This window comes from Desulfoluna sp. CLI2B (assembly GCF_056847375.1).
Genome location: NZ_CP186557.1, coordinates 5,094,456 through 5,121,425, shown reverse-complemented (window position 1 = coordinate 5,121,425; position 26,970 = coordinate 5,094,456). Strand labels below are relative to the sequence as shown.

Genomic DNA, 26,970 nt, shown 5'->3' with positions numbered 1-26,970 from the left:
TTGGAAAGGCTGTGAACATTGATACATTAAAGGGTCATTTGTAAAGCAAGGGCAATTATGTAAGAAACGTTTTGTGTCGTTTTGCAGGGGAATTGTGATTTACAAGCTCACCGGGTTGTATTATAGAATTTTAATTCTATTTATGTAATCAAGGAATCATTTCGCCGGAGGGGATGGGAAGCCCCGAAGGGGACAGCCCAATCAGGAGGGGCTGAAGGTAAGGAAGCAGGAGAGAGTTATGGAAACAAGAGAACCTGTCTATTATCAGGATGTGGAACGATGTGTTGATGATCTGGTGGCCAAGGTGGGCAAGAAGATCATCATGGCTGTCCCGCTGGCCGTGGGCAAACCGAACCATCTGGTTAACGCTATCTATCGGAGGCTCAAGACCGACCCCTCCATGCACCTCACCCTCATCACCGCCGTGACCCTGGAAAAGCCCTCCTGGGGCAACGACCTGGAGCGGCGCTTCATGCAACCCCTTGTGGAGCGCATTTGGGGGGATTTTCCCGATTTTGATTACATCGGCGACCTTCGCAAAAACGAAATCCCGAAAAATTTCGAGCTGGTGGAGTTCTACAACAAGACCGCCCAGTTCATGAACTGTCCCCATGCCCAGCAGCACTACCTGGGCTCCAACTACACCCACGCCATCCGGGACGGGTTGCTCCAGGGGGCCAACGTCATCTCCCAGCTGGTGGCCAAAAAAGAGATCGACGGCAAGACCTTTCTCTCCATGGGCTGCAACCCGGACACCCACCTGGACGGGGCCGAGTACATCCGGGCCAGCGAAGGGGACGGCATTCCCCGGGCCATCATCGGTCAGGTCAATGGGGACATGCCCTTTATGTACGGGGACGCCGTGGTGGAGCCCGGTCACTACGACATGATCATCGAGAACCCCGATTACGAGTTCAAGATCTTCCGCGCTCCCAAAGAATCCGTGAGCACCACGGACTGGATGATCGGCCTCCACGCCAGTGCCCTGGTCAAGGACGGCGGGACCCTGCAGGTGGGCATCGGCTCCCTGGGGGATGCCATTGTGGCGGGGATCATGATGCGTCACACGGAAAATGACGCCTACAAGTCCGTCATGAACGAGCTGGGGGTCATGGAAAGGTACGGGACTCTCATTGAGGAGTGGGGCGGCCTCGACGTGTTCGACGAGGGGCTCATGAGCTCCACGGAAATGTTCGTGGACACCCTCATCGAGCTCTTCAAGTGCGGGGTCCTCAAGCGCAAGGTCTACGAGCACCTGGACCTCCAGACCCTCCTCAACGAAGGGACCATCACCGAAGAGGTGACACCTGAAATGCTCAACGTCCTGCTGGACCGTGAGGTGATCCGGCCCCAGCTTCGGGAAAAGGACGTGACCTTTCTCACGGCCTTCGGCATTTTCAAGAAGGGGATTGTCCTTGAAGGCGACGAGCTGGTGGACGGCGACACCCGCTACTCAGCAGACCTTTCCGATGCGGCCAACCGTGACGCGGTGATTGCGGGCTGCCTGGGCGAGTGCCTGGACCAGGCCGTGGTGATCTACGCCGGGTTCTTTGTGGGGCCCGAGGCCTTCTACGAGACCCTCAAGGCCCTGCCGGAAGACCAGCTCAAGCTCATCGACATGCGCAGCGTGGCCTTCATCAACCAGCTCTACGGGGACGACTACCAGCTGCGCGTGGCCCAGCGCAAGCACGGGCGGTTCATCAACGCAGCCCTCATGGCCATGCTCAACGGCGCCACCGTGGCCGACGGCCTGGACGACCACCGCATCATCAGCGGGCCCGGCGGGCAGTACAACTTTATCTCCATGGCCCACGCCCTGCCCGACGGCCGAGCTGTTACCATGGTACGAAGCACGCGCGGCTCCGGGGCCGGTGCCACCTCCAACATCGTGTGGCAGTACAATCACACCACCATTCCCCGTCACCTGCGGGACATCGTGGTGACGGAGTACGGCATCGCCGACTTAAGGGGCCAGCAGGACCACGTGGCCATGACCCGCCTGATCTGCATCGCAGACTCCCGGTTCCAGCAGCAGCTTCTGGACACGGCCAAGGCCAAGGGCAAGGTGCCTGCGGACTACGAGATCCCCGAAGCCTTCCGGAACAACACCCCCGATCGCCTTGAGAAGATCCTGGTCCCCCATCGCCAAAACGGGCTGTTCCAGGCCTTCCCCTTTGGCACGGACTTCACCGATGAGGAGATCATCATCGGCAAAGCCCTGAAAGGGTTCAAGTCCCGGGCAAACAAAAAAGTGGCCCTGGGACGCGATCTTATCAAGAAGATGATGGCGCCGGTGCCCGAAGCGGCCCGTCCCTACCTCAAGCGCCTTGATCTGGACGCACCCAAGACCATGAAAGAGAAGGTGATGCAGAAGGTCGTTCTGCTGGCCCTGGAGGGCGCAAAGGCGATTTGATAACGCCTTTGGCCTGAGGCCGACACCATAAAAAAAAGGGGAGGGACCGCCTGGCGGTCTCTCCCCTTTTTTATTTCCTGTTGGTGAACGGCTTGAAAAAAAGCCTTCGGCGGCAAGGTGTGCCATGGGTTGTTTATGGCATGTACGGGTCGGCGTCGCAGTTCAGGGTGGCGGTGTAGTCCTGGAAGGTCTCTTCCCTGCGGATCTGGCGCACGGCCCCGTTGGGCTCCAGGAGGAGCTCTTTGGGGCGCATCTTGCCGTTGTAGTTGAAGCCCATGGCGTGGCCGTGGGCGCCGGTGTCGTGGATGAGCAGAAGGTCCCCGTCCTCAAGGGCGGGCAGGGGGCGTTGCACGGCAAACTTGTCGTTGTTTTCGCACAGGGAGCCCACCACGTCCACCACGCGCATTCGTCGGGGGCGTCGCTGGTGGACGGCACGGTGATGTGGTGGTAGGCGCCGTACATGCCGGGGCGCATGAGGGCAGACATGCAGGCGTCCACGCCCACGTAGGTGCGGTAGGTCTCTTTGCGGTTGATCACCCGGGTCACCAGGGCGCCGTGGGGGCCGGCCATGAAGCGGCCGCTCTCCATGTAGAAGCGGGGCATGTAGCCTTCCTCGGCCTGGAACTCCTTGAACAGGGCGGTGATCTCCTCGGCCATGGCACGGACGTCGAGAGCGTCCTGATCGGGCTGGTAGGGGATGCCCAGGCCACCGCCGATGTTGATGAACTCAAAGGTGATGCCCAGGGCTTTTCTCAGGGCCCGGACGCGGTCCAGGAGCATGGCGGCGGTCTCCACCATGTAGCTGTAGTTCAGCTCGTTGGAGGCGAGCATGGTGTGCAGGCCGAAGCGGGTGGCCCCGTTGTCCATGGCTTTGCGGTAGGCCTCTTCGAGCTGGTCGTGGCTGACCCCGTATTTGGCCTCCATGGGGTTTCCGATGATCTCGTTGCCTGTCCGTCGGTTTCCGGGGTTGTAGCGAAAACAGATCAGCTCCGGCATTTCCGGCACCTTGTCGATGAGGGTGATGTCGTCCAGGTTCAGGACGCACCCGCCGTCGGCCGCTGCCGCACGGAACTCCTCCTCGCTGGTGTTGTTGGAGGTGAACATCAGCTCCTCGCCCCGGCCGCCGGCCATGCGGGCCAGGTCCAGCTCCGGTGTGGAGCTGCAATCGAAACCGAATCCCTCGTCCTTGAAAATCTTCAGGATTTCGGGGTTGGGGAGGGCCTTGACGGCAAAGTATTCACAGAACCCGGGGAGGCCGGAAAAGAGCGTTTTGAGCTCCCTGCAGGTGTCTCGGATGCCTTTTTCATCGTAGATGTGAAAGGGGGTTCCGTAGTGGCCTGCGATGCCTTGCAGGGCGGGGGTGAGGCGTTGGGTATAGTCCGGGCTCATGGGCATGGGTCACACTCCTTTGCGGAAAGGGGGATCTGGGAGGTCTCCTTGTAGGTTGACAGGGCCACGGAGGTGGCCGTGGGGCGCAGCCCCTCAAGAGAGCCCAGGGGGCTGGCAAGGAACGCCGCCAGGCTGGCTGTGTCCTCTACCCGGACCTTGATGCGGAAGCCGGTGTTTCCCGAAAGGAGATGGACCTCCTGGACCTCGTCCAGGGCGGCCAGGCGTTGCCCGGCGTCGTCCAGGCGCGAGATATCGTCCACGGCCAGGTCCACGAAGGCGATAAGGCTCCTGCCGAATTTTTCGGGGTTGAGGATGACTTCGTATCCGTTGATGTAGCCCTGGTTTTCCAGTTTGCGGATTCGTTCCAGAACAGCCGAAGGGGCCATGTTGACACGTCGGGCCACTTCCACGTTGGGGATCCGGGCTTTTTCCTGAAGGATCTTCAGGATGGTCAGGCTGATGCAGTCAAGGGTCATGATTGGGTTCTCTCCATGGTTTATAGCAAAGATACCTCGCCCGGAAGGAAGGTGTCAAGAATATAGTTCTGGTTATTTGTAATGCCGCAGAATATAATTCTGTTAAAAAGTGTCGATCAAGAATTAATCACGTCGTCCCCTGACGGTGGGGGACCGTCGGCAATGGCGATGCTGTTGGACCGGTAGACCGAGAGCCGGGCCCGGGCCGCAGACTCCAGGACACCGATTTCAGCGTCCACGTAATCCACGATAAGCGCCTTGTCCTTGCCCTCTCCGGGCCTGAGGACCCGCCCCAGGTACTGGATGAGCCGACCGGAAAAGCGGATGGGATAGGTGAGAAACAGGGTGGCCAGGCAGCTGGCGTCAAACCCCTCTCCCAGGAGCTGACTGGTGGCAAAGAGCACCCGGGTCTCTCCTTTTTCCAGGCGTTCCAGGGCCTCGGTCCGGGCTGATTTCGAGAGGTCTCCGGTGATGAGGTCGGCCTCGATGCCGTGGTTGTAGAAGAGCAGGGTTTTCATGTTTTCGCAGTGGGCTTTCCGGTCGGAGAGGACGAGAAGGGTGCCCTGGGTGTGGGGAAGCTCTTCGGAAATATCCTTGACGATCAGGGCGTTGCGGGCGGTGTCACCGGTAAGTTGCGCCATGAGCTTAGGATAATGGGTGGTTCCGTCGATATCTGAATAGAAGGGGGTGAGTCGGAAGCGCACCTCGGCCTTGAGGAGGTGCCCCTCTTCGATGAGGGGGCTCTTGTCGATCTGCCAGGCGGACTCCCCCAAATGGAAGAAGATGAGGCGGGAGAGTTTGTCCCGCCGCCAGGGCGTGGCCGAGAGACCGGTCATGTAATGGGAGTCAAAGCGGGTTACGGCTTCGGTAAAGGTGCGGCTGGGTGCCCGGTGGCATTCATCCACGATGAGGTGCCCGATGGTGGGGGCCACCTCGGCCGAACGTTTGTACAGGGACTGGACCATGGCCACGGTGACCTTGTCTCCCAAGCGGCAGGTGCCGCCCCCGATGAGGCCCACCTCTTTTTCGGGAATGCCGAGGAAGGATTCGATGCGGGCGATCCACTGGCGGGCCAGGTCCTTGGTGTGGACCACGATGAGGGTGGGTTGTCGCCGCTGGGCCACGAGGTAGAGGGCCATGACGGTTTTTCCGGCGCCGGTGGGGGCCGTGAGGACCCCGAACTCTTTTTTCAGCACCGCATTGCAGGCCTCTTCCTGAAAGGGGCGCAGGGAACCGGCAAATTCAAAGTCAACCTCCGGGCATGTCCTGCGGTTATCCGTAAGGGAGAAGGCCACGTTGTGGTGCCTGCAGGCGGTGATGAGCATCCGCATGCAGCCCCTGGGGACGCTTAAGCCCTCGTCGGTCTCTTCGTAGAAAAGAAGGTCCTTGTCCACCCCGCGGTTCCACCTGCCGCGGCGCTGGTTTTCCTGCCAGACGGGGTTGGGAAGGGTCAGGTTTTGCTTGACGGTATCGGCCAGCTCCTCAGGGGGGGCGATGAGGGTGGCCCGGTTGTCTAAACGAATTTCCACGGTTTTTTTTAGCTGGCTCCCTTTGGGGTTGGGCGGTGCGGAGGGGGAAAGGGCCGAAGATGGCGCGCCCGCTCTGTGCAACGGCATTAAATCGGGTTAGTTTTTGCAAAGGCCTATAAAATGATCTATGATGATGTACCACAAAGGACCGAAGCCTGCAAAAATGAAGGCAGCTTGCCCCGTTTGACGGCTTCGGCTCTCCGGAAAGGGACTCACCTGAGCGCCGGCATTTCTGCGGTGCTTTTTTGCGGTCCCTGTCCCACGGCCACACGGCGGCTCTCCATGCCATTCGTCGATGATCCCATGCCATTGGTAAGCAGCAGATGACGGAACGCGGAAAAGAAACGATACTTTTTGTGGATGACGAGGAGAGCATTCTCGACATCACCGGGGAATACTTCAGGCACAAGGGGTACCAGGTGTTGACGGCGGGCAACGGCCATCAGGCCCTGGAAGTCCTGGCCTCGCACCAGGTGGACTGCTGCTTTACCGACATCAACATGCCGGGCATGGACGGCCTGGAGCTTGCCGAGCACATTCGCCAGAAGGATGTCTCCATTCCCGTGGTGGTCATGACCGGGTTTCCCTCCCTGGAAAACACCCTCTCCACCCTGAAAAACGGGGTTGTTGATTTTCTCATCAAGCCGGTGAAGCTCGAGCAGATGGAGCTGTGCGTCAACCGTGTCTTCAGGGAGCGGGAGCTCTTTTTGAAGAACCTGCTCCTGGCCAAGGAGGTGGAGGGCAAGGAGCGGCTGGAGTCCCTGAACTCCGAGCTTGTGGGCAAGGTGGAAGAGCTCAACATCATGAACCGCATCATGGATGACTTCTCTGCCATCAGTTCCAGCGAGGAGCTCTTCAAGAAGGCCACGGAGTCGGCCGTGGACATCACCGGCGCAGAGTCCTCCCGGTTTTTTATCGTGAGCGAGTCCGTGGACACCCCCTTTGAGATGGCGGCCACCGGTTCCAACGGGGCCCGCATCGCCCTGGACGGCCTCGCCCGCTACGGCGGCGAGCTCGAAACGCTCATTCGGGAGGTGGCCCTGGAAGGGGTCCCCACCCTTATCTCCCACAGCTCCAGGCTCCGGGAGATGAAGGCCCCCATGAGTTCCGTGGTGCTGGTGCCCTTGAAGATCCGGGCCAAGAGCCTGGGGGTGCTGGTGACCTGCCACCTGGACGAAGAGCGCCATTTTTCCGAAAAAGATGTCTACCATCTGAATTTCATGACCCAGAAGGCTGCGGGCAACGTGGAAAACGTGGCCCTCTACGAGAACATCTACGACAATCTTTTCTCCACCCTGTCCGCCTTTGTCAAGGCGGTGGAGGCCCGTGATTCCTACACCAACCAGCACTCCAACCGGGTGGCGGAGCTGGCCATTCTCCTGGGCTCGGAGCTGGGGTGCACGAAAGAGGAACTCGATGTCCTGAATTTTGCCGGACGGCTCCACGACATAGGAAAGATAGGGATTCGAGATGCAATACTCCTAAAGCCCGGGCGCCTGACGGACGAAGAGTTTGAAAAGATCAAAGAGCATCCCGACATCGGGGCCGACATCGTGGGCCAGCTCGGTCTCTGGGACCGGGAGGCGCAGATTATCCGTCACCACCACGAGCGGTTTGACGGCCAGGGCTATCCCGAGGGCCTGCGCGGGGTGGCCATTCCCTTTCTGGCCCGGATCCTGTCCGTGGCCGATGCCTTCGATGCCATGGCCTCGGACAGGGCCTATCGCCGGAAGATGCCTCTGGACAAGGTCACGGCCATCATCCGGGACGGGGCCGGGGGCCAGTTCGACCCCAGGGTGGTGGACGCCTACCTCAAGGTGGTGCGTAGCGGCGGCCTTGAGGGCACGGTGAAAAAAGAGTGACACGGGTATGTGCTGCGGCGCCTTTGCTCAGGGCGGGTGCGGCTCGACGGACCTGGGGCAGCCCCGGGAACGCATGACGTCTTTGGCCCCTGACCTGCTTGGGGGGGGAAGACACCAAACGAGCGAACCAGGCCGAAAGGCCCGACGGACGAGTGAGTGCGTTATGGATGCAAATGTGATCAACCCATTTATTCACGCCACCTCCAATGTTTTGGAGACCATGGCCTTTGTCAGCTGCAAGGCGGGGGCACCCTACCTGAAGAAGGACGACCGGGCCACGGGGGACGTCACCGGGATCATCGGATTGACGGGGGAGACCAACGGCACCATTGCCGTGACCTTTGACGAGGGAAGTATCCTTCGGGTGGTCTCCAACATGTTCGGTGAGGAGATCACCGAATTGTCCCATGAGGTGTCCGATGCCGTCGGTGAGATCATCAACATGATCTCGGGCCAGGCACGGCGTGAGATGGAAGAGAACGGTCGGGTGTTTCACGCTTCGATCCCTTCGGTGGTGAGCGGGCGGGGCCATGCCATCACCCATTACTCCGACGGGCCGAAGATCGCTATCCCCTTTACAACCGACGGAGGGGAATTTACCATAGAAGTTTGCCTTGAATGTTAACGAAAGCGCCTGTTGTGGATTTGTGTCGCAGGTGCTATCTGTTAGGGTGAGGCAGGCCCGTGTGGGATAGATTTTGGAACCGCCTCGACGAGGCGCCATCATCCGGTGTTGTGTCTCGAACAGGAGAGACCGTCCTGTGGGCCATGAGATTAGAGAACCCTTGGGTACCGTCATGAGGATACCCCTTGAAGGGACGGTGGGGTCGCGTTAGAGATCGATGGAGATCGGGAAATGAGTACATCCTTGAAGATCCTTGTTGTTGATGATTTTGCCACCATGCGCCGAATCATGAAAAACATCCTCAAGCAACTGGGGTACACCAACATCACGGAAGCCGATGATGGGACCACGGCGCTGGAGGAGTTGAAGCGGGGCAGCTTTGACCTGATTATTTCGGATTGGAACATGCCCAAGATGACGGGTCTTGATCTGCTGAAACTGGTGCGTTCCGATCCCGTTTATAAAGATATCCCTTTTCTTATGGTGACCGCCGAAGCCCAGAAACAGAACGTCATCGAAGCGGTGCAGGCGGGTGTATCAAACTATGTGGTGAAGCCGTTTACGGCTGAGGCCATCGCAGACAAGCTGGGCAAAATAATTGGATAGACTACCGGGGTGTCCCCTCGTTATCTCCCCTTCCCTTGGCTTTGCGTAATAACCCACTTCCACGACCGAATGCAGTAAGATAGGACCGTAGCAATCATGGCGGACACCAGGATGATCAAAGTACTCATAAAAGGAGAGCTGAACAGCTCTCTGCTTATGGGGATGCTTTCCAATTGCGACCTCAAGATCGAGTCGGCGCCGGAATTGACGGCAGCCACGGAGGTGTCCGGCGACTCCGGCTACGGGGCCGTTGTGGCCTCGCACCTGTCCGAAAGCGACGCTTCGGCCCTCTCCCTGTTCCTGAAACGATGCGGTGAACCGCCCCTTATCCTCGTGGGCAAGGGCCCGGAACCCGATTATGGCAACACCCTGCATCTGGACGACGGGGTAGGTGCGGACGAGCTGGTGGATGCCTGCCGCTCCATGGCCCTTGCCGCCCCGGGCGCATCCGCTGCAACGGGTTTTGACAGCCGGGGCCTCATCGGAGAGAGCGAGGGCATTCGGCGGGTCCTGAAGGTTGCCAACAAGGTTGCCACCACCGACAGCACCGTGCTGATCACCGGGGAGAGCGGGACGGGCAAAGAGCTCATCGCCCGTGCCATCCACCGGAACAGCCCCCGGCGCAACGCCCCTTTGGTGGTGATCAACTGCGGCGCCATTCCCGGAGAACTTCTGGAGAGCGAGCTGTTCGGCCATGAAAAAGGGGCCTTTACCGGCGCCCACAGGGCCCGGCCCGGTCGGTTCGAGCTGGCCGACGGAGGCACCATCTTCCTCGATGAGATCGGTGACATGAGCCCCGACCTCCAGGTGAAGCTTCTCCGAGCCATCCAGGAGAAGTGCTTTGAGCGGGTGGGGGCCACGCGCTCCATCCACGTGGACATCCGCATCATTTCCGCCACCAACAAAGACCTCGCCCTGGCCGTGGAGCAGAAAGCGTTCCGCGAAGATCTCTACTATCGTCTCAACGTGATTCCCGTGATCATGCCCCCCTTGCGTGAGCGGCGAAGCGATATCCCCCTTCTTGCAGAGCATTTCATGGACAAGCTGGCGCGCCGCACCGGCATGGAGAAGAAGAGCTTCTCCCCCGAGGCCATGGAGACCATGACGGCCTATGACTGGCCCGGCAACGTCCGTGAACTCGAGAACCTGGTGGAGCGGTTTTCCGTGCTGGTGGACGGCAACATCGTGGACGTGGAGGACCTGCCCGATCACTTCACTGCAGAGCTTTCCGACGGCGGTGCCCCCCAGGGCGCGGCCCTCTTTTGTGATGTGCGCCACGGAGTCAACTTTCAGGAGTCCGTGGAGCAGCACCAGAAATCCCTGATTCTTCAAGCGCTGAACGAATCCAACTGGGTGAAGGCCAAAGCGGCTGAGCTTCTCAACATGAAGCGGACCACCCTGGTGGAGAAGATCAAAAAGATGAAGATTGAAGAGGGGTCGACCTCCTCTGCTGTGTAGGCCGTTTTGTGTCGGCATGCTTCTCTCCGCGGTTCGGGTGCCCCTTGCGGCACCGGGCCTTACCCGTGCGACTTCCCCTGTCCTGCCCTGTCAAATTCTTGGCGCCTGTCCAGCTCGCTTACCGCCTCTTTTCAGAGGGGCTCCGACTCCGAATTAACGGCATTTTGCCGTGCTTTCCCATGGTTACGGCCTGCCTGGGCCTTCTGGCACAGGGGTTGCAAAACCCATGGACGACCGGCTGCGCCAGATGTGCATCCGGCGGGGAATCACAAGGGACCACGAAGGAGTTGACGATGACGGCATTCCCAAAACGGCAGGGCAGATGGATTCCATGGGCGGCGGCAGCCCTTGTGTTGATGGCGTGGGGGCAGGCCATGGCGGTGGAGGTGACCCGGGTGAAGGTTTTCCGGGCACCGGATCGCGTGGAGCTCACCGTTTCGGAGCCCGTGGCCGCCAAAGTGGTGAAGATCGACGACCATGAACTGCTCATTGCCCTGAAAGACGCCACCGTTTCCGAGAGCCTGCTGCCGGGACCCGGGCCCATAGAAGTTGCAGTTCGGCGCCGGACGCCGTCGGTCACCACCCTGCTGGTGCGGACGGCTGACCCCATTTTGGCCATGGAGCACGGATGGACGGGGTCGCGCCTCGTGATCCTGCTCTCCCTGAAGGAGACCCTCCGGAGCAAGGCGCCCCGTAGCGTCAAGCGCCCGGCCGATGTCCTCACACCGGAGCGGGTCCTCGGACGCATTCCGGCCCCGGCCGGTTCCCGCGCCGAAGAGACCCATCTCGTGGCCCGGGAGGGGTTTTCCGGCACCGTGGACGACCTGCTGCTGGAGGTGAAAAGCACCCTTTGCCGGGAGGGGGACGGCATGGATCGCATCCTGACCCTCATGCAGAGCGGTGCGTACCGACGCGCCGAACAGGAAGCGGCCAAGAGCCTGAAGCTCTCGGACATGCCCCGGGGGTGTGCCGAGGGCCTTGAGATCCTCCGGGTGCTCAGCGCCTTCCGCTCTGCGGAGAGCAGCCGTCATCAGGATGGGTTTGTCTCGCTTCCGGCCCGCATCAACGATTTTATCAGCCGGTACCCGGACTCCCCGTACCTGCCCTATGCCCTCTCCATGCTGGGAAGCACCTATGCGGCCCTGGGGGATCACGGCATGGCCGAAGGGTACTTTCGTGTGGTCCTGGAAGACCACATCGGCTTTACCGGGGCGCCGGACACGGCGTTTCGCCTGGCAAAACTCCTGCGTCGCACGGACCGCGCCGTGGAAGCCCTGCCCATGCTCAAGACCGTGACGGATCTGGGCGAGTCCCTGGCCTTTGCCGACGAGGCTCGAAAGGAGATGGCCCTGGTCCTCTATGACGTGGGGGATTTTGCCAAAAGCCAGGCCCTCTTCGAGGCCCTCATGGCAAAGAGCGAAGAGGCGGTGTGGCAGGATCCGGACCTTCTTCTTTACGGCGGCCAGGCTGCCTTGAGGGCGGGGCATCGCGAGGTGGCGCGCCGCTACCTGGTGCAGTTTGCCAACCTCTTTCCCGATGCCGAAGGCGCGGACATGGCCCTTGAGAGCGTGGGGGAGAGCTGGCTGGACGACGGCCGCCCGGACCGCGCCAAGGCCTTTTTCCGCATGGTCATCGAACGCTACACCGAAGGCGAAGGCTATGTGACGGCCCTGGTCCGCCTGGCTGAGCAGCTTCCGGACCGTAAGGAGAAGGAGGCCCTCTACACCCAGGTCATCGATGATTTTCCCGAACATCCCCTGGCGCGCCTCTCCATGCTGCGCATGGCGTCCCTTTACGATGAGGCCGGTGAGCACGAGGCCAGCGTTGCCATGGTGAAAAAACTGCTGGAGGTCGGTGCCGGGGGCCTGCGGGCCGAAGCCTACGCCCGGGCAGAGCAGGCCGTGCTGGGCCACTTCAAGGGGCTCATGGCCGAGGGGCGGTACGTGGACCTCATCGCTTTTTTTGAAAAGGAGCGGCGTCTCCTGCACAAGCTGGAGAATCCCGACATCTTTCTCCTGGCCGGAGAGGCTTTTATGACGGCCCATCTCTACGGCAGCGCCGCCAAGGAGCTGGAGCGCGCCATTGTCCTGTCCATGAAGCGGCTCAAGTGGTCGGGGGAGGAACGCCTGGCCGGGCTCTACTTCCAGCTGGGGCAGGCCCTGGACGAAGGCGGGCGCAAGAAAGAGGCGCAAACCATTTTTACCCGCTACCTGGAGCGGTACCCCAAGGCTCCGGGCCAGGGAGAATCCTCCCTGCGGCTGGGGCGCATCCTCTACGAGGCCGGTGAGCTGGAGCAGGCCGAGGTGCTGTTCAAAAAAAGCCTGAGCTTCGGCGAGGGGGCTGAGGCCCAGGTCTGGCTCTCTCGGTGCCGGGAAGACCTGGGGGACCACGCCGGAGCTGCGGCTCGTCTCAACAAGGCGATTCCCCTCCTGGAAGCCGGGGACCCCGTGCCGTCGGATGATCTCTACGCGGCGTACCGCCGTCTGGGCGATTTGGAGATGAAGCTGGGCCAGTACCTGAAGGCGGTAACCGCCTTTGCCGGGGCGGAAAAATATGCCGGTGAAGAGGTCTCCGGCGAAGAGCTTCGCTTTTTACGGGCCGATGCCCTGGCCAAAGGGGGCGAGACAAGCCGTGCCATGGTCCTTTACCGGGCCGTTTCAACCTCGGACGACGAGTTCTGGAGCGGCATGGCCACGGAGAGGCTCCGGGCCATGGAGCTCGACAAACGCCTTGGGGGGGATCGCTGATCCCACCGGCGACGATTTAAACCGGTTGGCCTTCTGGGGCCGACAGATGCAGATGTGTTGAGAAGACGAAGGGAAGGACATGGCAGCGTGCCGGGTGTTATTGGTTGATCAGGGGCTCTCCCGAAGCCGGGAGTGGGGCCCCGTCCTGGAAACAAAGGGCCACGTCCTGGATCGCGTGCCGGAGCTTCCCCATGTGTCGGAGCTTGCGGCCGGTCATCACGACCTGGTTGTGGTCCATGCCCCGTCCGCGGGCCATGGCCTCACCCCCTTTCTTGCGGCCCTGGCCGCCGAGGAGGAGGGGCCCGAAGCCGTGGTGGTGATGGACACCCCGGACGCCGCCCTTGCCGTGGCCTGGATGAAAGAGGGGGCCCGGGATTGCCTCATGGCCCCGGTGAGCCCGGAACAGATTGCCCTTTTGGCCGACGCACGGGTGGCTGCCTCGGCCGCGGGCCGGGGACGGGTGGCCGGAAAGACCCGCATCGTCACCTGCAACCCGTGCATGGAGGCCCTGCTCTCCATGCTGGACCGGGTGGCCGACAGCTCGGCCTCGGTCCTCATCACAGGAGAGAGCGGCACGGGCAAGGAACTTATTGCCCGGTACGTGCACGGCAAGAGCCGCAGGGGCGGCGGCCCCTTTGTGGCGGTGAACTGCGCAGCCCTGCCCGAGAGCCTTATGGAGAGCGAGCTTTTCGGCCATGAAAAGGGCGCCTTTACCGGCGCCACCTCCCGAAAGGCCGGAAAATTTGAGCTGGCCCAGGGGGGGACCCTGCTCCTGGACGAGATCACGGAGATGCCCGTGATTCTCCAGGCCAAGCTGCTTCGGGCCATCCAGGAGAAAGAGGTGGATCGTCTGGGCGGGACCTCGCCGGTTTCCGTGGATGTGCGGGTGGTGGCCACCTCCAACCGGGACTTAAAAGAGGCCATCGAGCAGGGGCTGTTCCGGGAAGACCTTTACTTCCGGCTCAACGTCATCCCCGTCAAGATTCCCCCGCTCCGGGAGCGGCAGGAAGACATCGAAGCCCTGGCCCGTCATTTCATGGCGCGGTTCAGCGCCCAGGACGGGCGCGCCGTCAAAAATTTGACGTCCGACGCCGTGGACCGCCTGCGAAACTACCCCTTTGCCGGCAACGTGCGGGAGCTGGAGAACCTCATTCACCGCGCCGTGCTTCTGGCCGACGGGGAGACCATCGGAGCCGAGGCCCTCTGGTTCGAGGAGGGGGAGATGCCCCAGCCCGCTGCAGCTCCTGACGCGAGTATGTCCCGTGATTTCAAGGGCGCACCCCTGCGTGAGGTGGAGCGCATGGTGATCTTCGACACCCTCGAGCAGACCGGCGGCAACCGGACCCACGCGGCTCGGATCCTGGGGATCAGCGTGCGGACCTTAAGGAACAAATTGAACGAATACCGTGCCGACGGTTCCGAAATTCCGTAAAGGCACGGATGTTGCATTGAATTCTCCCCCAGGAACGTAAAGGGCGCTCACGCGCCAGTGGACAACCCATCACCACAAAAGAGGCCGGACCATCATGTCACGCGACTTACCCATCGACAGCACCTACGCCATGCTCGGCAAGGCCATGGATGTCTCCGCACGACGCCATAACCTCATCACGGGCAACATTGCCAACATGGACACGGTGGGGTACAAGGCCAAGGACCTGGACTTCCAGAAAACCCTGGAGATGGAGATGACCCGGGGGGGCGGCCCCCTGGACCGGACCCACGAGAAACACCTCCAGGGTCGCCCCGCAGGGGCCTTTGACGCCGAGATGGAGGAAGACGCGCCCGTGGACCTGGACCGGGAGATGTCACGGCTGGTGGAGAACAACATCCGGTACCGCTCCACCGTGGAGATGATGATGCGCAAGGTGGCCACCCTTCGGGATGCCATCGGTGAAGGCGTGAAATAACACTTGAGGGGGAATGACCATGGATCTTCTGGGAGCCATTAAAGTCAGCAGTTCGGCCCTTACGGCCCACCGCACCAAGATGAACGTGGTGGCGGAAAACATCGCCAACTCCGAGACCACCCGCACCGCCGAGGGCGGGCCCTACCGTCGCAAGATGGTGGTCTTTGAAAAAGAGGAGCCCCAAAGCTTCGATGACGTCTTCGCTCGGGAGATGGCCCGGGGTGACGCCGTGAAGGTGACGGAGATCGTCAGCTCCCCCGAGGATTACCGCCTGGAGTACAACCCAGAGCACCCGGACGCCGACCCGGAGACGGGGTACGTGAAGATGCCCAACGTGGATGTCCTCTCCGAGGTGGCGGACATGATGGTGGCCAGGCGCTCTTACGACGCCAGCGCCACGGCCGTGGAAAACTCCAAGAACATGATCATGAAGGCCCTTGAGATCGGGCGCTGATAGGAGACAGGTGGCACCATGAAGATTACCCAGCTCACACAAGGCGTCTCCACCCCGCAGCCTTCGGCTGAAAACCGGGTGGCAAACGGCCCCTCCTTTGAAGAGCGCTTCAAGGGCGCCCTGGCCGAGGTCAATACCAAGCAGCAGGACGCCGACAGCGCCGCCCAGCAGGTGGTCTCCGGCAAGAAGGGCATCCACGAAGGGATGCTGGCCCTCCAGGAAGCGGACATTGCCATGAAGGCCCTGCTCCAGGTGCGCAACAAGGTGATCTCCGCCTACAACGATGTGATGAAAATGCAGGTGTAGTCCCTGCCCGTTGTCTTATTCCCCCTCCCGTGACGCATCTTCCGATGGACCGAGGAGCTCGATTTACGCTGTCTGCCATGAGGTAACCTGCAGGTGTTTCAGTTTTTTCAACAGATCCGTGACGTTCTCGCCAAGATGCCCCTCTCCCGCAAGATTGCGGTGGGCGCCCTTCTTTTTGTGGTCATCAGCCTCTTTGCCGGGATTATTCTCTGGAGCAATATGGTGGAGTACCGCTCCCTGTACCGCGGTCTCTCTCCGGAAGACGCCTCCCAGGTGGTGACCCGCCTCAAGGAGCTCAAGATCCCCTACAAGCTGGAATCCGGTGGCTCCGGTATCTCCGTGCCCGCGGACAAGCTCTACGACCTGCGCCTCTCCATGGCCGCCGAGGGCCTGCCCAAGGGCTCCGGCGTGGGCTTTGAGATCTTCAACAAGACCGAGTTCGGCACCACCGAGTTTGTCCAGAAGCTGAACTTTCAGCGGGCCCTCCAGGGGGAGCTGGCCCGGACCATCCGTGAGATCGAGGAGGTGCGGGATGCCCGCGTCCTCATCGTTATGCCCAAGGATTCTGTTTTCGTGGAAGAGTCCAAGCCCCCGTCGGCCTCCGTGCTTCTCAAATTGCGCAAGACCCTGCCCCAGAGCCAGGTGGAGGCCATCGTGCACCTGGTGGCAAGTTCCGTGGAAGACCTCACCCCGGATCGGGTCACCGTGGTGGATTCCCGGGGCAAGATCCTCTCCAGCGGTACCCCCGAGGATGCAGACAAGCAGCTTCTCAACTCCCAGCTCTCCTACAAGCTTGCCTACGAGCGGAACGTGACACAGCGCATCCAGAGTATGCTGGAGCGCATCGTGGGCCAGGGCAAGTGCATTGTGCGCGTTACCGTGGACATGGACTTTTCCCGGGTGGACGTGAGCGAAGAGCTCTTCGACCCGGACGGGCAGGTGGTGCGCAGCCGCCAGAACGTCGCTGAAAAGAGCGATAAGAGCAATGTCGGGCCGGACAAGATCTCCAGCGTCAACCCCCTGGCCGACCTGGATCCCAACCGAAAAACCGAGAGCAAGCAGCGCAACGACGACACGGTCAACTATGAAATCAGCCGCACCACGCGCCGCACCACCCGCCCCCTGGGCGAGGTGATGCGCATCTCCGTGGCCGCGGTTTTAGACGGTACCTACACCACGGAGATCGCCGAAGACGGCACCCGGAGCCGCAAGTACGTTCCCAGGAGCGCCGAAGAGATGAAGCTCTTTACCACCATCGTGCGCCAGGCCATGGGCTACAGCGCGGACCGGGAAGACCAGGTCTCGGTGGAGTCCATGCCTTTTACCATGGACGACGACTGGGAGCTGGAACAGCCCCCTGCCACCGGTGTGGACAAGCTGGTGGACGATTACGGCAAGCTGGGGCTGAACCTCCTGGCCATCCTCCTGGTCTTTCTCTTTGTGGTGCGGCCCCTGATCCGCACCCTGCGTGAGGTGAACCAGAAGGAGGAGGACGACATCTTCGATGAGGATGACGACGGCGTCACCGTCTCCATCGGTGGGGATGCCCAGGCAGAGGGGGTACTACGGGACGGTACGCCCCAGGAGCGCGCCATGCGCCTGGTGCGTGAAGACGTGGATAAAGCGGCCAACATTATCAAAGGCTGGCTGGGGGAGGAGTAGGGACAATGCCTGCAGAAAACGCACAAAAAGGGGACAAGGCCATGACAGGCCCCATGAAGGCCGCCATTTTTCTTCTCTCGCTGGGGGAAGGCCGGGCCGCCGAGGTCTTCAAGAAATTAAACGACGCCGAGATCCGGCTGGTGGCCACCACCATGACCCAGATCCGGGAGATCCTGCCCGAAGATCTGGCTGCCGTGGCCAACGAGTTTATTGAGCTCTTCGAAGGGGACACCAAGCTGATGGTGGAGTCCGGGGACTTCCTCCGAAACGTCATCAAAAACACCCTGCCTGCGGACCGGGCCGAAGAGATCCTCAAAGAGATCGAGGCCCTGCAGCGGGACAAACCCTTTGGCTGGAGCCGGGACGTCAACGTGGCTTCCCTTTCCACGGCCCTGCTCCTGGAGCATCCCCAGACCATCGCCATGATCATGGCCCATCTGCCCCCGGACATTGCCGCAGATGTGCTGATCTCCTTTCCCGAGGATATGAAAGGGGACGTTGCCTTAAGGGTGGCCCGCATCGGGCAGATCCCCGAGGAGATCGTCCGGGACGTGGACGGCGCCCTCAAAGACGAGCTCAAGAACATGGTCAGCTCCGGCGGCAAAGTGGGCGGACTCCAGGTGCTGGTGGACATCATCGGCGGCGTGGACAAGGCCACCGAGGACACCGTCATGGAGATGATCGAGGAAGAGGATATGGAGATGGCCATGAACGTCCGGGACATGATGTTTGTCTTCGAGGACCTCGTGGGCGTGGACGACCGCGGCATGCGCGAGGTGCTCAAGCGGGTGGAGGGAGCTCAGCTCACCATTGCCCTGAAGACCGCCAGCGAAGACATGAAGAACAAGATCCTCGGCAACCTCTCTTCACGTGCCGCCGAGATGATCCTGGAGGACCTGGAAGTCATGGGGCCGGTGAAACTCTCCGAGGTGGAGGGGGCCCAGCAGGCCGTGGTCCAGGCGGCCAAGGACCTGGAGGCCGAGGGCACCATTACCCTGGCCGGAAAAGGCAAAGACGATATCCTGGTGTAACCCAGAAGGTGTCCGCGGCCGAGTTTGCGCAGGAACGGACACGCACCAGGCAGTGTGAGTTTGAATGGTTTGCCCGGGGCATCGGGCTGGTTGGGAGACGGTATGACGGAAAACGGGTTTCGCCCCCTGGTGGGGGTCTCCTCCGGAGCGTTTGAAACATCAACGGTACCCAGTGGGGAGAGTGGCGGAGGAGTACAGAATTTCCACCGCCTGGAGTTCAAACAGGAAGAGCCCAACCCCGAAGGGGACGAGCCGGTGGAGACCGGAGAGGCCCCCTTTGCCCCCGAAGCGCCGGAGCCTCCCCCGGCCCAGGCCGCACCGACGCCCCCGCCTGCCCCTGAACCGCCCCCTGAGCCCGACACCGCCGATGTGGAAGCCGGTGATGAAGAGGCAGCCCCTGCTGCCGCCCCCGCCGAGGACTCCGGCCTTTTTGAGGTGGAGCGCCAGGCCTTTGAGATGGGATTTGAGAAGGGCGAGCGCGAAGGCTTCAGCAAAGGCGAAGAGCGGGCCATGGAGATGCTGGTGCGCCTTGAAAACCTGATCCTGGGCTTTGAAGGTGCGTGGCGCAAGAGTTGTGAAAACCGGGAAGAAGAGATCGTCCGCCTGGCCCTGGTGGTGGCGGAAAAAGTGGCCCTGGCCAAGGCAGACCGGGACGATGAAATGGAGGAGAAGATCCGCTCCCTCGGTGAAGCCCTGGCAGCCCTGGAGAATCCCGGGACCTGTACCGTGCGCGTGAATCCCGATGACTTTGATTCAGTGGAACGCCTGAGGGGCGATCTTTTCCAGCGTGTGGCCAACCTCCAGGAGATCACCATTCTCCCGGACGGGGTGGTGGACGAAGGCGAGGTGCGCCTGGAGAGCGATAACGGGTGGCTGGAAACCCACGCCAAAAAACGCCTGGATGAGGTCCTCTCCCGCGTGGGCGAAGCCGCGGGCATCTCCATGGGCGACACCGGGGAGGTGCCGGGTGGCGTATGACCACGGGGTCTGGAAGATCATGGAAGAGGCGGCCCGCCAGACGCGTCTCTTTTCGTCGGAAGGCCGTGTAGAGCAGGTCCTGGGGCTTGTGGTGGAAGGCCGGGGCCTCAAGGCGGGCATCGGCAGCCTGGTTACCATCCTCACCGCTTCGGGCAGAGCCCTGGCAGGGGAGGTGGTGGGGTTCCGGGAAGGCCGCGTGGTGATCATGCCCTACGGCGATATCGCCGGGGTGTGCGAGGGCGACCGCATCCGCCTGTCTGAATCCGAGCCCGCCGCCAGCGTGGGAGACGGTTTTCTGGGCCGGGTGGTGGATGGCCTGGGCCATCCCATTGACGGCAAGGGGCCTTTGGGGCCCTGTGTGGATTACCCTCTCTACGGCAAACCCATCAACCCCATGGAACGACGGCCCGTGGAGGAGTTCCTGGACGTGGGGATCTCCGCCATCAACCTCATGACCCCGGTGGGACGGGGCCAGCGCGTGGCCATCATGGCCGGTTCCGGGGTGGGCAAGAGCGTGCTCATGGGCATGATGACACGCTACACCGAAGCCGAGGTGGTCATCATCGGCCTCATCGGCGAGCGCGGCCGGGAGGTCAAAGATTTTGTGGACAAGACCCTGGGCGAAGAGGGGCTGAAGCGGGCCGTGGTGGTGGCGGCAACCTCGGACAGCCCCCCGCTGGTGCGCATGCGCGGTGCCTACCAGGCCACGGCTCTGGCAGAGTACTTCCGGGATCAGGGCAAGGACGTGCTCCTGATCATCGACTCCATCACCCGTTTTGCCATGTCCTCACGGGACGTGGGGCTCTCCGCAGGCGAGGCCCCCACCAACCGCGGTTACACCTCCTCATTTTTCGTGAAGATCCCCATCCTGCTGGAGCGGGCCGGGGCCGTGGAGGGCAAGGGCTCCATCACCGGGTTCTACACCACCCTGGTGGAAGGGGACGACATGAACGACCCCGTGGGGGACACCGTGCGCTCCATCGTGGACGGCCACATCGTCCTCTCCAGGGACCTGGCCAACCGGGGCCATTACCCCGCCATCGAAGTACTGGGCAGCGTGAGCCGTGTGGCAAGCGACGTGGTGGGACCCGACCACCTGGCCCTGCGAAGCAGGCTCCAGGGACTGATGTCCACCTACCGTCAGTCCGAAGACATGATCGCCATCGGGGCCTACAACCAGGGAAGTAACGCCCAGATCGACGAGGCCATTGCCTTAAAGCCCAAGATCGACGACCTGCTTCGCCAGAACGTGGAGATGAAGTGCAGCTACGGCGTCTCCCTCAACCGTCTGAAGGCCCTTTTTATGGCGTAATGAGGGTAACCGTTTATCTCCCGGCAGGGCCGCCGGAGGCACTCTATGCACTCATTCAAATTAGAGTCGGTGCTCTCCCTGCGCGAGCACAAGGAGCGCCTTGTGATGCAGGAGGTGGGGGCCCTCACCCAGGAGCTGGCCCGGGTCAAGGGGGAGATGACGGCCCTTGAAGAGGAGCGGGCCGAGGTGGAACAGAACCTGGCCCGGCGCATGGGCCACGGCATGAGCGGCGCCGAGCTTCAGGGGGTTCAGGCCTACATCAAGGGCATCGCCGTTCGGTGGCAGGAAGAGCTGGTTCTGTCCGAGAAGGTCCAGCGGTACCTGGACGCCAAGCGCAGTGAGCTGGCCAAGTGCGCGGTGGAGCGAAAGGCCATGGAAACCCTGAAGGAGAGACAGCGTGACGCGTTTTTCCGCGAACAGGACGAAGAGCAGCGCAAATTGGACGAAGAGACAGTACTGGTGCACCGGGCAGCCACGGCCCGGAGCCGGGAGTGAGGACGTGATGAAGGCAATGAGAGTTGTGATGGTGGGGATGCTGATTTTCTGGAGCCTGTGGGCTCCTGTGCTGGCAGCCGATTCACAGGACGGGGAAGCGCCCGAAGGCCAGGAAGCTGCCGCCCCTGTGGTGGAGACCCCGGAAATCCTCTTCCGGGGCCTGGAGGCCAAGCGCATTGCCCTGGAAGCCAGGGCAGAGGCCATTCGCCTGGAGGAGAAAAAGCTCAAAGAGCTTAAAACAGAGCTGGACGCCACCCGTGAAACCCTGGAGACCCTCCGCCGTCAGATCGAAACCAGCCTGAGCCGCCTGGAAGCCAAGGAGAAGGCGGTGAACGAAGCACAGCGCCTGGAAGAGGAGAAAAAGATCAAGCAGCTGGTCAAGCTCTACTCCAGCATGAAACCCAAACAGGCCGCAGCCATCGTGGACAGCATGGACATCGTCATTGCCGAGCGCCTCTTCATGAACCTCAAAGGGGACGTGGCAGGAAAGATCCTCGCCTATGTGGCAAAGGACAAGGCAGCGCGCATCAGCGAACGCCTCGCCGAAACGTTAGCCGACCTGCCGGAGGTGAAGTAGAACACCCCCGGTGAACTTCAGACAAACCAAACGCAAAAAGGCCGTGATTCCATGGGAATCACGGCCTTTTTGCGTTTGTGAGTGTTGCGCCTCCGGCGGCCCTGCCGAAGGGCAACGCGCAATGGCAATCAGCTTTCGAGGTGGCTCACCTCGCCGCCGGAGGCCTGCTTTTCTTGCTCAACGTCACCTGTTCAGTGCGTATAGGTCTTGTCGATGGTTGAGATGTAGAGGATGTCGTTCTCTTTTTTGACGAAGCATGCGATTCGAGGTCGTGTTCCTCAGCATCGTCAGGCCGGATGACGGCGTTTTCGTCCGTCAGGAGGTTTTTGAGCCTCCCGGAATCCGGGAACTGGAGAAGGACCTTTTCCCCCGGGGCGTTTTCCACGTCCCCGCAGGGGATCACTTCGCCGGAGTCGGCCATGAGGCGCCCCAGCTCCTCTTCGCTGGCGTTGGCATAGATCTTGGCCATGAGGTAGTCCACGGCCCCCAGGCCGTAGAGGGGCAGCTCGCACAGGGCAATGATGAAGCCCCTGGGGCGTTTTCGGGAGATCTGGATCTCCTCGATGGTCTCTTTGCAGTAGGGCTGGCGGGTGAGGGTGTAGATTCCTTCGGTCTCTTCAGCATGTAGACGGCGTTGATGCGCTGGCCCACCCCTTTTTCTCCGGTGCGGGTCTCCTCCACGCGCGGGGCCGACATGGTCAGGGCCGAGGCGCACCCCATGGCGAGAAGGAGACTTGAAAGCCAGATGAGGCCGATGGTTCTTTTCAGGTACATGGTGTTCTCCCGTTACGCTGGTGGCGGTTGGCTTCCAAACGGATCACTGGATAAGGGGGGTAAGTCCCCGACGCGTCATGTTGGCCCTGGCCTTTTCCGACAGGGTGTAATTGAGCACTTCCCGGACCACCCCGGACGGCTGGCCCCGGGTCACCAGTGAGAAGGTCTGCGTGTAGGGGTAATCTTCGGAACCGGGCTCAAGGCCGTCGATGGTGAAGATTTTGACGTTGTCGTATTTGGCCACCACGCTGCGTGTGGCAAAGGAGAGGGCCCCGGGAATGTGGCTCACTGCTTCAACGGCCGACGAGGAGTGGGCCGCCTGGTAATCGAATTTCATCTGGGACGCGCCCATGGCCTGCCGCACAAAATTGACATAGGCCCCGGTCTCCTTGACCGGGGTGATGATGCGCACGGGCAGGTCCGGTCCCCCCACCTCATTCCAGTTGGGGATGTTGCCGCTGAAAAGGCGCCTTACCTCGGTGAGGGAGAGATCCCCCACCGGAATCTCCGTACAGGCAATGACCACCATGGGGTCCTTGCAGATGGGGATGGCCACAAGGCCCTGCTTTCGATCCTCCGGAGAGAGGGGCAGGGCCGAGGCGGCCAGCTCACAGAAGCCGTTTTTCAGCCGGTTGATGGACACCTGGGAGGAGAAGATATGGAGGGTGACATTGAGACCGGTGGTCTGTTTGAAGTCGTTGAGGACGGTTTTGCCGAAGGCCTCGGCAATCTGGGAGGAGCAGCTGGCGTTGACCATGCCCTGGGCGGACACCGAGGCAGGCAGAAGGCACGACAGGGCGATGAGTAAAACGAAAAGAGCGTTATTCCTGGGTGACATGGCATCTCTCCGAGTGGAAGGTTGACGATCTGTATATCGAAACATAAAGAGCTGTTCGGTTCCTGGTAATGCCGAAAACCACGATACGAATATGCTGCCCCGAGGTAAAGTGAAATATTTCAGGCCGGACAGCCATGGGAGGGGATATGAGGTGTGTATCTTAAAATGAACGACGATCGCAACATAAAAATAGTGTTCGATAATTTTGTTGACAGGAAAAATGGGATGCCCGTATAATTTTTTTATAATGATATACGCTATTTGATAATGTCGAACAACTGAGGGCCAACGGCTCACGTCCGGCCCCTGTTCCGTGGAACCGGAGAACTGGTTTCGATTCACCCGTTTGTGCGATGCAAGGGAGACTGCCATGGAGATTCGCGGAGGGATGGAGCTGGTGCGTGATGTCCTGGACAAGGGGCTGTGTGTGGATTGCGGTGGCTGCGTGGGGCTCTGTCCCTATTTTCGGAGCCATAAGGGGCGCGTGGCCATGCTTTTCGACTGCAACCTCGAGAAGGGGAGGTGCCATGCCCACTGCCCCAGGGCGGAAGTGGACCTGGACGCCGTAAGCAAAAAGCTTCCCGGGGGCCATTACACCGGTGAGCCCGCAGGCCGCTTTCTTCGCATGGTCAAGGCCCGTGCCGGAAAGAAGATGGCGGGCAGGGCGCCGTACCAGAACGGGGGGACCGTCTCTTCCCTCCTGGCCCTGGCCCTTGATACCGGTCTCATCGATGCCGCCGCCCTTACCGATCGCAAGGGGCTGATGCCCCGGCCCCGCGTGGTCACCGACGTGGCCGGGGTCCTTGCCTGTGCCTCCTCCAAGTACATGGCATCCCCCACGGTGGCGGCGGTTCACGAGGCTGTTGCCGAAGGGTTTCGGCGCATCGCCGTGGTGGGGACCCCCTGCCAGGTCACCTCGGTGGGACAGATGCGGTGCGACCCTCTGGACCGCTCTGAAACCGATCCAGTGGCCCTGACCATCGGCCTTTTCTGTACCTGGGCGCTGGACGCTCGCCTCTTTTCCGACCTGATTCCCGGCGGGGTCGCCCCTGAGTCCGTTACCGGCATGGACGTGCCCCCACCCCCTGCCTCGGTGTTTTCCCTTCACACCTCGACCGGTACCGTAAATCTTCCTTTGGAAAAACTGCAGACTTCGTAAAGCCATCCCGGACGGCTGCCGGGTCTGCCCGGACATGACCGCAGAGTTTACCGATCTCTCCGTGGGAGCCATGGAAGGGGATACCTCCTGGAACCTTCTTATCTGCCGCACCGAGGTGGGGGATGCCCTGGTTGAAATGGCTGTCAGCAGGGGCTACCTCGACACCACGCCAGTGGACCCGGCTCAGGCAGACCGCCTCATGGAGGCCGCAGCTGTCAAAAAGGCCCGGGCCATGGGAAAGGCCCGTGACGAAGGAGGGCTCAACAGTAAGGAGGGGGCGTCGATGTTTCGCCTTGCCCCTGCCGTCGTGGACAAGATCATGGGCCGGGGGGCACCGACCCCAGGCGCCAGGGAGGAGCGATGAGCCATCTGCATGAAGAGAGGCCGGGAACCCGCCGGCTCTGCATGGGAAACGAAGCCATTGTCCGTGGGGCCCTGGAGGCAGGGGTGGCTGTTGCCGCAGGGTACCCGGGAACCCCGTCGTCTGAGATCATCGAAACCCTTTCGGAGTCGGCTGAATCCGAAGGGCTCTATGTGGAGTGGTCGGTGAACGAGAAGGTGGCCCTGGAGGTGGCGTCTGCCGCCTCCTTTGCCGGGCTGAGGGCCCTGGCCGTGATGAAGCAGCCGGGCCTCAACGTGGCCTCAGACTACCTGCTCCACTTGTCGGGCTCCGGTACCCGGGGAGGCATGGTGCTGGTCTCCGCCGACGATCCCGGGGCCCTATCCAGCGTCAACGAGGGGGAGACCCGGCCCTACGCCAAACTCATGGAGGTGCCCCTGCTGGAGCCGGGTGATGTCCAGGAGGCCAGGGAGATGACGGCCTGGGCCTTTGAGCTCTCCGAAACCCTTCGCAACGTGGTGCTCCTGCGGACCGTGACCCGGCTCTCCCATGCCAGTGGCACCGTGGTGATGGGAGATGTGCAGGAGACAGAGAAGAGGGCGCGATTTACCCACGACGGGTTTATCATCGACCCCATGGAAGGGGTGGTGATGAGCCCGCCCGTGGAGTGGAAACACGGCCAGCAGCAGGAGAAACTCGAAAAGGCCCGGGCCCTTTTTGAAACCTCCCTCTTCAACACCTACGAAGGCCCGGAGAACCCGGAGCTGCTCATCATCACCAGTTCGGTCTGTGCCCTCTACAGCAGGGAGGCCGTGAGCCTTCTAAAAGCGGAAGAAAGGGTGGGGATCCTTAAGCTCGGCACCACCTGGCCCCTGCCCGAGGCCCTGGTAAAAAAACACCTGGCCTCTGCTGCAAAGGTCCTGGTGGTAGAAGAGGTGCTTCCGTTCCTGGAAGGGGAGATCAAGATCCTGGCCGCCGAGTCCGCAGGGGAGATCGGCGTTAAACAATTCTTTGGTAAAAAAGAGGGGAACCTCGCCTCCACCGGGGAGATGAACCCGGACCGCGTGGTGGGGGCGCTGTCCGCCATCTTGGAGATCCCCTATGAAGGCCTGGAAGCAGCCTACGCCCAGCGGGCCACCGAGGTGTCCTTCATGGGTTCCCCCAACCGGGAGGCCACCTTTTGCCCGGGCTGTCCCCATCGTGCCTCCTTCTGGTCCATCAATACGGTCCTGTCCATGGACAACCGCAACGGCTTTGTCTGTGGTGACATTGGCTGCTACTCCATGGCCGTACTCCCGGCCGGGTTCTCGACCCTCAAGACCCTCCACGCCATGGGCTCCGGCACCGGGGTGGCAAGCGGGTTCGGCAAGCTCTCTCCTTTTGGCATGGACCAGCCCGTGCTCTCGGTCTGCGGGGACAGCACCTTTTTTCACTCCATTCTTCCCCCCCTTGCCAACGCCATCCACCACCGGGCCAACCTCACCCTCGTGGTCCTGGACAACAGCGGCACGGCCATGACAGGCTTCCAGCCCCATCCGGGCCTTGGCATCGATGCCATGGGAAGCCCCGCCCTCTCCATTGATATCCCCACAGTGTGCAAAGCCATGGGAGCACGCGTCAGCGTGGCCGATCCCTTTGAGGTGGCCACCACCCGGGAGACCCTCTTTGACCTCATGGATCAGGAGGGCGTGGGCGTTCTGGTTCTCAAGCAGGCCTGCGCCCTGAGCCCTGAAAAAAAACGCACCAAAGCCTGGGAGATGAGCGTGGATGAGTCCGCATGTCTGGGAGAAACCTGCGGATGCAACCGCCTCTGCACCCGGGTCTTTGCCTGTCCAGGCCTTGTCTGGGACAAAGAAAAAGGCACAGCCCGCATCGATGAGGTGGTCTGCACCGGCTGCGGAGTCTGCGCGGACATATGCCCTGTGGGCGCCATCCGGAGGGATGTGGCAGAAAGCGTGTGAAAAAGCGTGCCTCCGGCGGCGAGGTGTGCCACCTCGAAAGCTGATTGCCTCTGCGCTTTGCCCTTCGT

General features: G+C 61.5%; 24 protein-coding genes and 1 pseudogene. 19 read left to right on the top strand and 6 right to left on the bottom strand.

Going from position 1 to position 26,970, the window contains the following annotated elements; translation table 11 throughout:
• Positions 1-238 precede the first annotated feature (238 nt).
• The gene (locus ACOYW2_RS23900) at positions 239-2,413 is read left to right on the top strand and encodes an acetyl-CoA hydrolase/transferase C-terminal domain-containing protein (RefSeq protein WP_482420285.1); all 2,175 of its coding nucleotides are present in this window, start codon (positions 239-241) and stop codon (positions 2,411-2,413) included.
• 133 nt (positions 2,414-2,546) lie between these two features.
• Here the strand turns inward: ACOYW2_RS23900 and ACOYW2_RS23895 are convergent, their stop codons facing one another.
• The 4 genes and pseudogenes from ACOYW2_RS23895 to ACOYW2_RS23880 form a co-directional block, all read right to left on the bottom strand.
• The gene (locus ACOYW2_RS23895) at positions 2,547-2,819 is read right to left on the bottom strand and encodes a hypothetical protein (RefSeq protein ID WP_482768203.1); all 273 of its coding nucleotides are present in this window, start codon (positions 2,817-2,819) and stop codon (positions 2,547-2,549) included.
• Between the two features lie 89 nt (positions 2,820-2,908).
• Positions 2,909-3,802, bottom strand: a pseudogene (locus ACOYW2_RS23890) (type III PLP-dependent enzyme domain-containing protein); the annotation flags it as partial.
• Complete coding sequence (locus ACOYW2_RS23885; RefSeq protein ID WP_180137742.1) at positions 3,799-4,278, bottom strand: Lrp/AsnC family transcriptional regulator; 480 nt, start codon at positions 4,276-4,278, stop codon at positions 3,799-3,801. The pseudogene ACOYW2_RS23890 and the gene ACOYW2_RS23885, both read right to left, overlap by 4 nt.
• Before the next feature lie 116 nt (positions 4,279-4,394).
• Positions 4,395-5,807, bottom strand: coding sequence for a DEAD/DEAH box helicase (locus tag ACOYW2_RS23880; RefSeq protein ID WP_482768202.1), 1,413 nt, complete (start codon positions 5,805-5,807; stop codon positions 4,395-4,397).
• A 323-nt stretch (positions 5,808-6,130) separates the two neighbouring features.
• On the opposite strand from ACOYW2_RS23880, the gene ACOYW2_RS23875 reads away from it, so the two are divergent.
• The 15 genes from ACOYW2_RS23875 to ACOYW2_RS23805 all read left to right on the top strand — a co-directional run bounded on the left by ACOYW2_RS23875 (position 6,131) and on the right by ACOYW2_RS23805 (position 21,830).
• Positions 6,131-7,669 carry an HD-GYP domain-containing protein gene (locus tag ACOYW2_RS23875; RefSeq protein WP_482420282.1) on the top strand — a complete coding sequence of 513 codons (1,539 nt, stop codon included), beginning with the start codon at positions 6,131-6,133 and terminating at the stop codon, positions 7,667-7,669.
• A gap of 175 nt (positions 7,670-7,844) precedes the next feature.
• Positions 7,845-8,294: a chemotaxis protein CheX gene (locus ACOYW2_RS23870; protein WP_482418350.1), complete on the top strand. Its 450-nt coding sequence runs from the start codon at positions 7,845-7,847 to the stop codon at positions 8,292-8,294.
• A gap of 231 nt (positions 8,295-8,525) precedes the next feature.
• Positions 8,526-8,900 carry a chemotaxis response regulator CheY gene (locus ACOYW2_RS23865; RefSeq protein WP_092213365.1) on the top strand — a complete coding sequence of 125 codons (375 nt, stop codon included), beginning with the start codon at positions 8,526-8,528 and terminating at the stop codon, positions 8,898-8,900.
• A gap of 111 nt (positions 8,901-9,011) precedes the next feature.
• Positions 9,012-10,358, top strand: a complete 1,347-nt coding sequence (locus tag ACOYW2_RS23860) for a sigma-54 interaction domain-containing protein (protein ID WP_482418349.1) — start codon at positions 9,012-9,014, stop codon at positions 10,356-10,358.
• Positions 10,359-10,651: 293 nt separating this feature from the next.
• Positions 10,652-13,105, top strand: a complete 2,454-nt coding sequence (locus tag ACOYW2_RS23855; protein WP_482768201.1) for a tetratricopeptide repeat protein — start codon at positions 10,652-10,654, stop codon at positions 13,103-13,105.
• A 94-nt stretch (positions 13,106-13,199) separates the two neighbouring features.
• Positions 13,200-14,537: a sigma-54 interaction domain-containing protein gene (locus ACOYW2_RS23850; protein ID WP_482768200.1), complete on the top strand. Its 1,338-nt coding sequence runs from the start codon at positions 13,200-13,202 to the stop codon at positions 14,535-14,537.
• Positions 14,538-14,631: 94 nt separating this feature from the next.
• Complete coding sequence (gene flgB / locus ACOYW2_RS23845) at positions 14,632-15,015, top strand: flagellar basal body rod protein FlgB (protein ID WP_482768199.1); 384 nt, start codon at positions 14,632-14,634, stop codon at positions 15,013-15,015.
• Positions 15,016-15,034: 19 nt separating this feature from the next.
• Positions 15,035-15,469, top strand: a complete 435-nt coding sequence (flgC, locus tag ACOYW2_RS23840) for a flagellar basal body rod protein FlgC (RefSeq protein ID WP_482418345.1) — start codon at positions 15,035-15,037, stop codon at positions 15,467-15,469.
• 18 nt (positions 15,470-15,487) lie between these two features.
• Complete coding sequence (fliE, locus tag ACOYW2_RS23835; RefSeq protein ID WP_482768198.1) at positions 15,488-15,775, top strand: flagellar hook-basal body complex protein FliE; 288 nt, start codon at positions 15,488-15,490, stop codon at positions 15,773-15,775.
• 93 nt (positions 15,776-15,868) lie between these two features.
• Positions 15,869-17,437, top strand: coding sequence for a flagellar basal-body MS-ring/collar protein FliF (fliF, locus tag ACOYW2_RS23830; RefSeq protein WP_482418343.1), 1,569 nt, complete (start codon positions 15,869-15,871; stop codon positions 17,435-17,437).
• Positions 17,438-17,442: 5 nt separating this feature from the next.
• Positions 17,443-18,468: a flagellar motor switch protein FliG gene (gene fliG / locus ACOYW2_RS23825; protein ID WP_482418342.1), complete on the top strand. Its 1,026-nt coding sequence runs from the start codon at positions 17,443-17,445 to the stop codon at positions 18,466-18,468.
• Between the two features lie 102 nt (positions 18,469-18,570).
• Positions 18,571-19,446, top strand: a complete 876-nt coding sequence (locus tag ACOYW2_RS23820) for a FliH/SctL family protein (RefSeq protein WP_482768197.1) — start codon at positions 18,571-18,573, stop codon at positions 19,444-19,446.
• A complete protein-coding gene (locus tag ACOYW2_RS23815) occupies positions 19,436-20,758 on the top strand; it encodes a FliI/YscN family ATPase (protein WP_482418340.1) in 1,323 nt (440 codons plus the stop codon). The genes ACOYW2_RS23820 and ACOYW2_RS23815 overlap by 11 nt, the downstream gene beginning before the upstream one ends.
• A gap of 45 nt (positions 20,759-20,803) precedes the next feature.
• Complete coding sequence (fliJ, locus tag ACOYW2_RS23810) at positions 20,804-21,253, top strand: flagellar export protein FliJ (RefSeq protein ID WP_482768196.1); 450 nt, start codon at positions 20,804-20,806, stop codon at positions 21,251-21,253.
• Positions 21,254-21,260: 7 nt separating this feature from the next.
• Complete coding sequence (locus ACOYW2_RS23805) at positions 21,261-21,830, top strand: MotE family protein (protein ID WP_482768195.1); 570 nt, start codon at positions 21,261-21,263, stop codon at positions 21,828-21,830.
• Between the two features lie 145 nt (positions 21,831-21,975).
• Here the strand turns inward: ACOYW2_RS23805 and ACOYW2_RS23800 are convergent, their stop codons facing one another.
• Positions 21,976-22,545, bottom strand: a complete 570-nt coding sequence (locus ACOYW2_RS23800; protein WP_482768194.1) for a hypothetical protein — start codon at positions 22,543-22,545, stop codon at positions 21,976-21,978.
• Positions 22,546-22,647: 102 nt separating this feature from the next.
• Positions 22,648-23,442, bottom strand: coding sequence for a substrate-binding domain-containing protein (locus ACOYW2_RS23795; RefSeq protein ID WP_482768193.1), 795 nt, complete (start codon positions 23,440-23,442; stop codon positions 22,648-22,650).
• 370 nt (positions 23,443-23,812) lie between these two features.
• Here ACOYW2_RS23795 and ACOYW2_RS23790 point away from each other — a divergent pair, with 370 nt between their 5' ends.
• Genes ACOYW2_RS23790 through ACOYW2_RS23780 form a run of 3 tightly spaced genes read left to right on the top strand, consistent with a single transcriptional unit; the run spans position 23,813 to position 26,902 of the window.
• Entirely contained in the window at positions 23,813-24,601 is a 789-nt protein-coding gene (locus tag ACOYW2_RS23790) for a coenzyme F420 hydrogenase/dehydrogenase beta subunit N-terminal domain-containing protein (RefSeq protein ID WP_482768192.1), read from the top strand.
• 34 nt (positions 24,602-24,635) lie between these two features.
• Complete coding sequence (locus tag ACOYW2_RS23785; RefSeq protein ID WP_482768191.1) at positions 24,636-24,965, top strand: Coenzyme F420 hydrogenase/dehydrogenase, beta subunit C-terminal domain; 330 nt, start codon at positions 24,636-24,638, stop codon at positions 24,963-24,965.
• Complete coding sequence (locus ACOYW2_RS23780) at positions 24,962-26,902, top strand: thiamine pyrophosphate-dependent enzyme (protein WP_482768190.1); 1,941 nt, start codon at positions 24,962-24,964, stop codon at positions 26,900-26,902. Before ACOYW2_RS23785 ends, ACOYW2_RS23780 begins: the two co-directional genes overlap by 4 nt.
• Positions 26,903-26,970: the final 68 nt, after the last annotated feature.

What these genes read in the sequence shown, in the direction of transcription:
- ACOYW2_RS23875 (WP_482420282.1), top strand. Translation starts at nt 6,131, where the DNA reads ATGACGGAACGCGGAAAAGAAACGATACTTTTTGTGGATGACGAGGAG.
- ACOYW2_RS23900 (WP_482420285.1), top strand. Translation starts at nt 239, where the DNA reads ATGGAAACAAGAGAACCTGTCTATTATCAGGATGTGGAACGATGTGTT.
- ACOYW2_RS23885 (WP_180137742.1), bottom strand. Translation starts at nt 4,278, where the DNA reads ATGACCCTTGACTGCATCAGCCTGACCATCCTGAAGATCCTTCAGGAA.
- ACOYW2_RS23865 (WP_092213365.1), top strand. Translation starts at nt 8,526, where the DNA reads ATGAGTACATCCTTGAAGATCCTTGTTGTTGATGATTTTGCCACCATG.
- ACOYW2_RS23790 (WP_482768192.1), top strand. Translation starts at nt 23,813, where the DNA reads ATGGAGATTCGCGGAGGGATGGAGCTGGTGCGTGATGTCCTGGACAAG.
- flgC (WP_482418345.1), top strand. Translation starts at nt 15,035, where the DNA reads ATGGATCTTCTGGGAGCCATTAAAGTCAGCAGTTCGGCCCTTACGGCC.
- ACOYW2_RS23860 (WP_482418349.1), top strand. Translation starts at nt 9,012, where the DNA reads ATGATCAAAGTACTCATAAAAGGAGAGCTGAACAGCTCTCTGCTTATG.
- flgB (WP_482768199.1), top strand. Translation starts at nt 14,632, where the DNA reads ATGTCACGCGACTTACCCATCGACAGCACCTACGCCATGCTCGGCAAG.
- fliG (WP_482418342.1), top strand. Translation starts at nt 17,443, where the DNA reads ATGCCTGCAGAAAACGCACAAAAAGGGGACAAGGCCATGACAGGCCCC.
- fliJ (WP_482768196.1), top strand. Translation starts at nt 20,804, where the DNA reads ATGCACTCATTCAAATTAGAGTCGGTGCTCTCCCTGCGCGAGCACAAG.
- fliE (WP_482768198.1), top strand. Translation starts at nt 15,488, where the DNA reads ATGAAGATTACCCAGCTCACACAAGGCGTCTCCACCCCGCAGCCTTCG.
- ACOYW2_RS23855 (WP_482768201.1), top strand. Translation starts at nt 10,652, where the DNA reads ATGACGGCATTCCCAAAACGGCAGGGCAGATGGATTCCATGGGCGGCG.
- ACOYW2_RS23780 (WP_482768190.1), top strand. Translation starts at nt 24,962, where the DNA reads ATGAGCCATCTGCATGAAGAGAGGCCGGGAACCCGCCGGCTCTGCATG.
- ACOYW2_RS23895 (WP_482768203.1), bottom strand. Translation starts at nt 2,819, where the DNA reads ATGCGCGTGGTGGACGTGGTGGGCTCCCTGTGCGAAAACAACGACAAG.
- ACOYW2_RS23795 (WP_482768193.1), bottom strand. Translation starts at nt 23,442, where the DNA reads ATGTCACCCAGGAATAACGCTCTTTTCGTTTTACTCATCGCCCTGTCG.
- ACOYW2_RS23785 (WP_482768191.1), top strand. Translation starts at nt 24,636, where the DNA reads ATGACCGCAGAGTTTACCGATCTCTCCGTGGGAGCCATGGAAGGGGAT.
- ACOYW2_RS23805 (WP_482768195.1), top strand. Translation starts at nt 21,261, where the DNA reads ATGAAGGCAATGAGAGTTGTGATGGTGGGGATGCTGATTTTCTGGAGC.
- ACOYW2_RS23820 (WP_482768197.1), top strand. Translation starts at nt 18,571, where the DNA reads ATGACGGAAAACGGGTTTCGCCCCCTGGTGGGGGTCTCCTCCGGAGCG.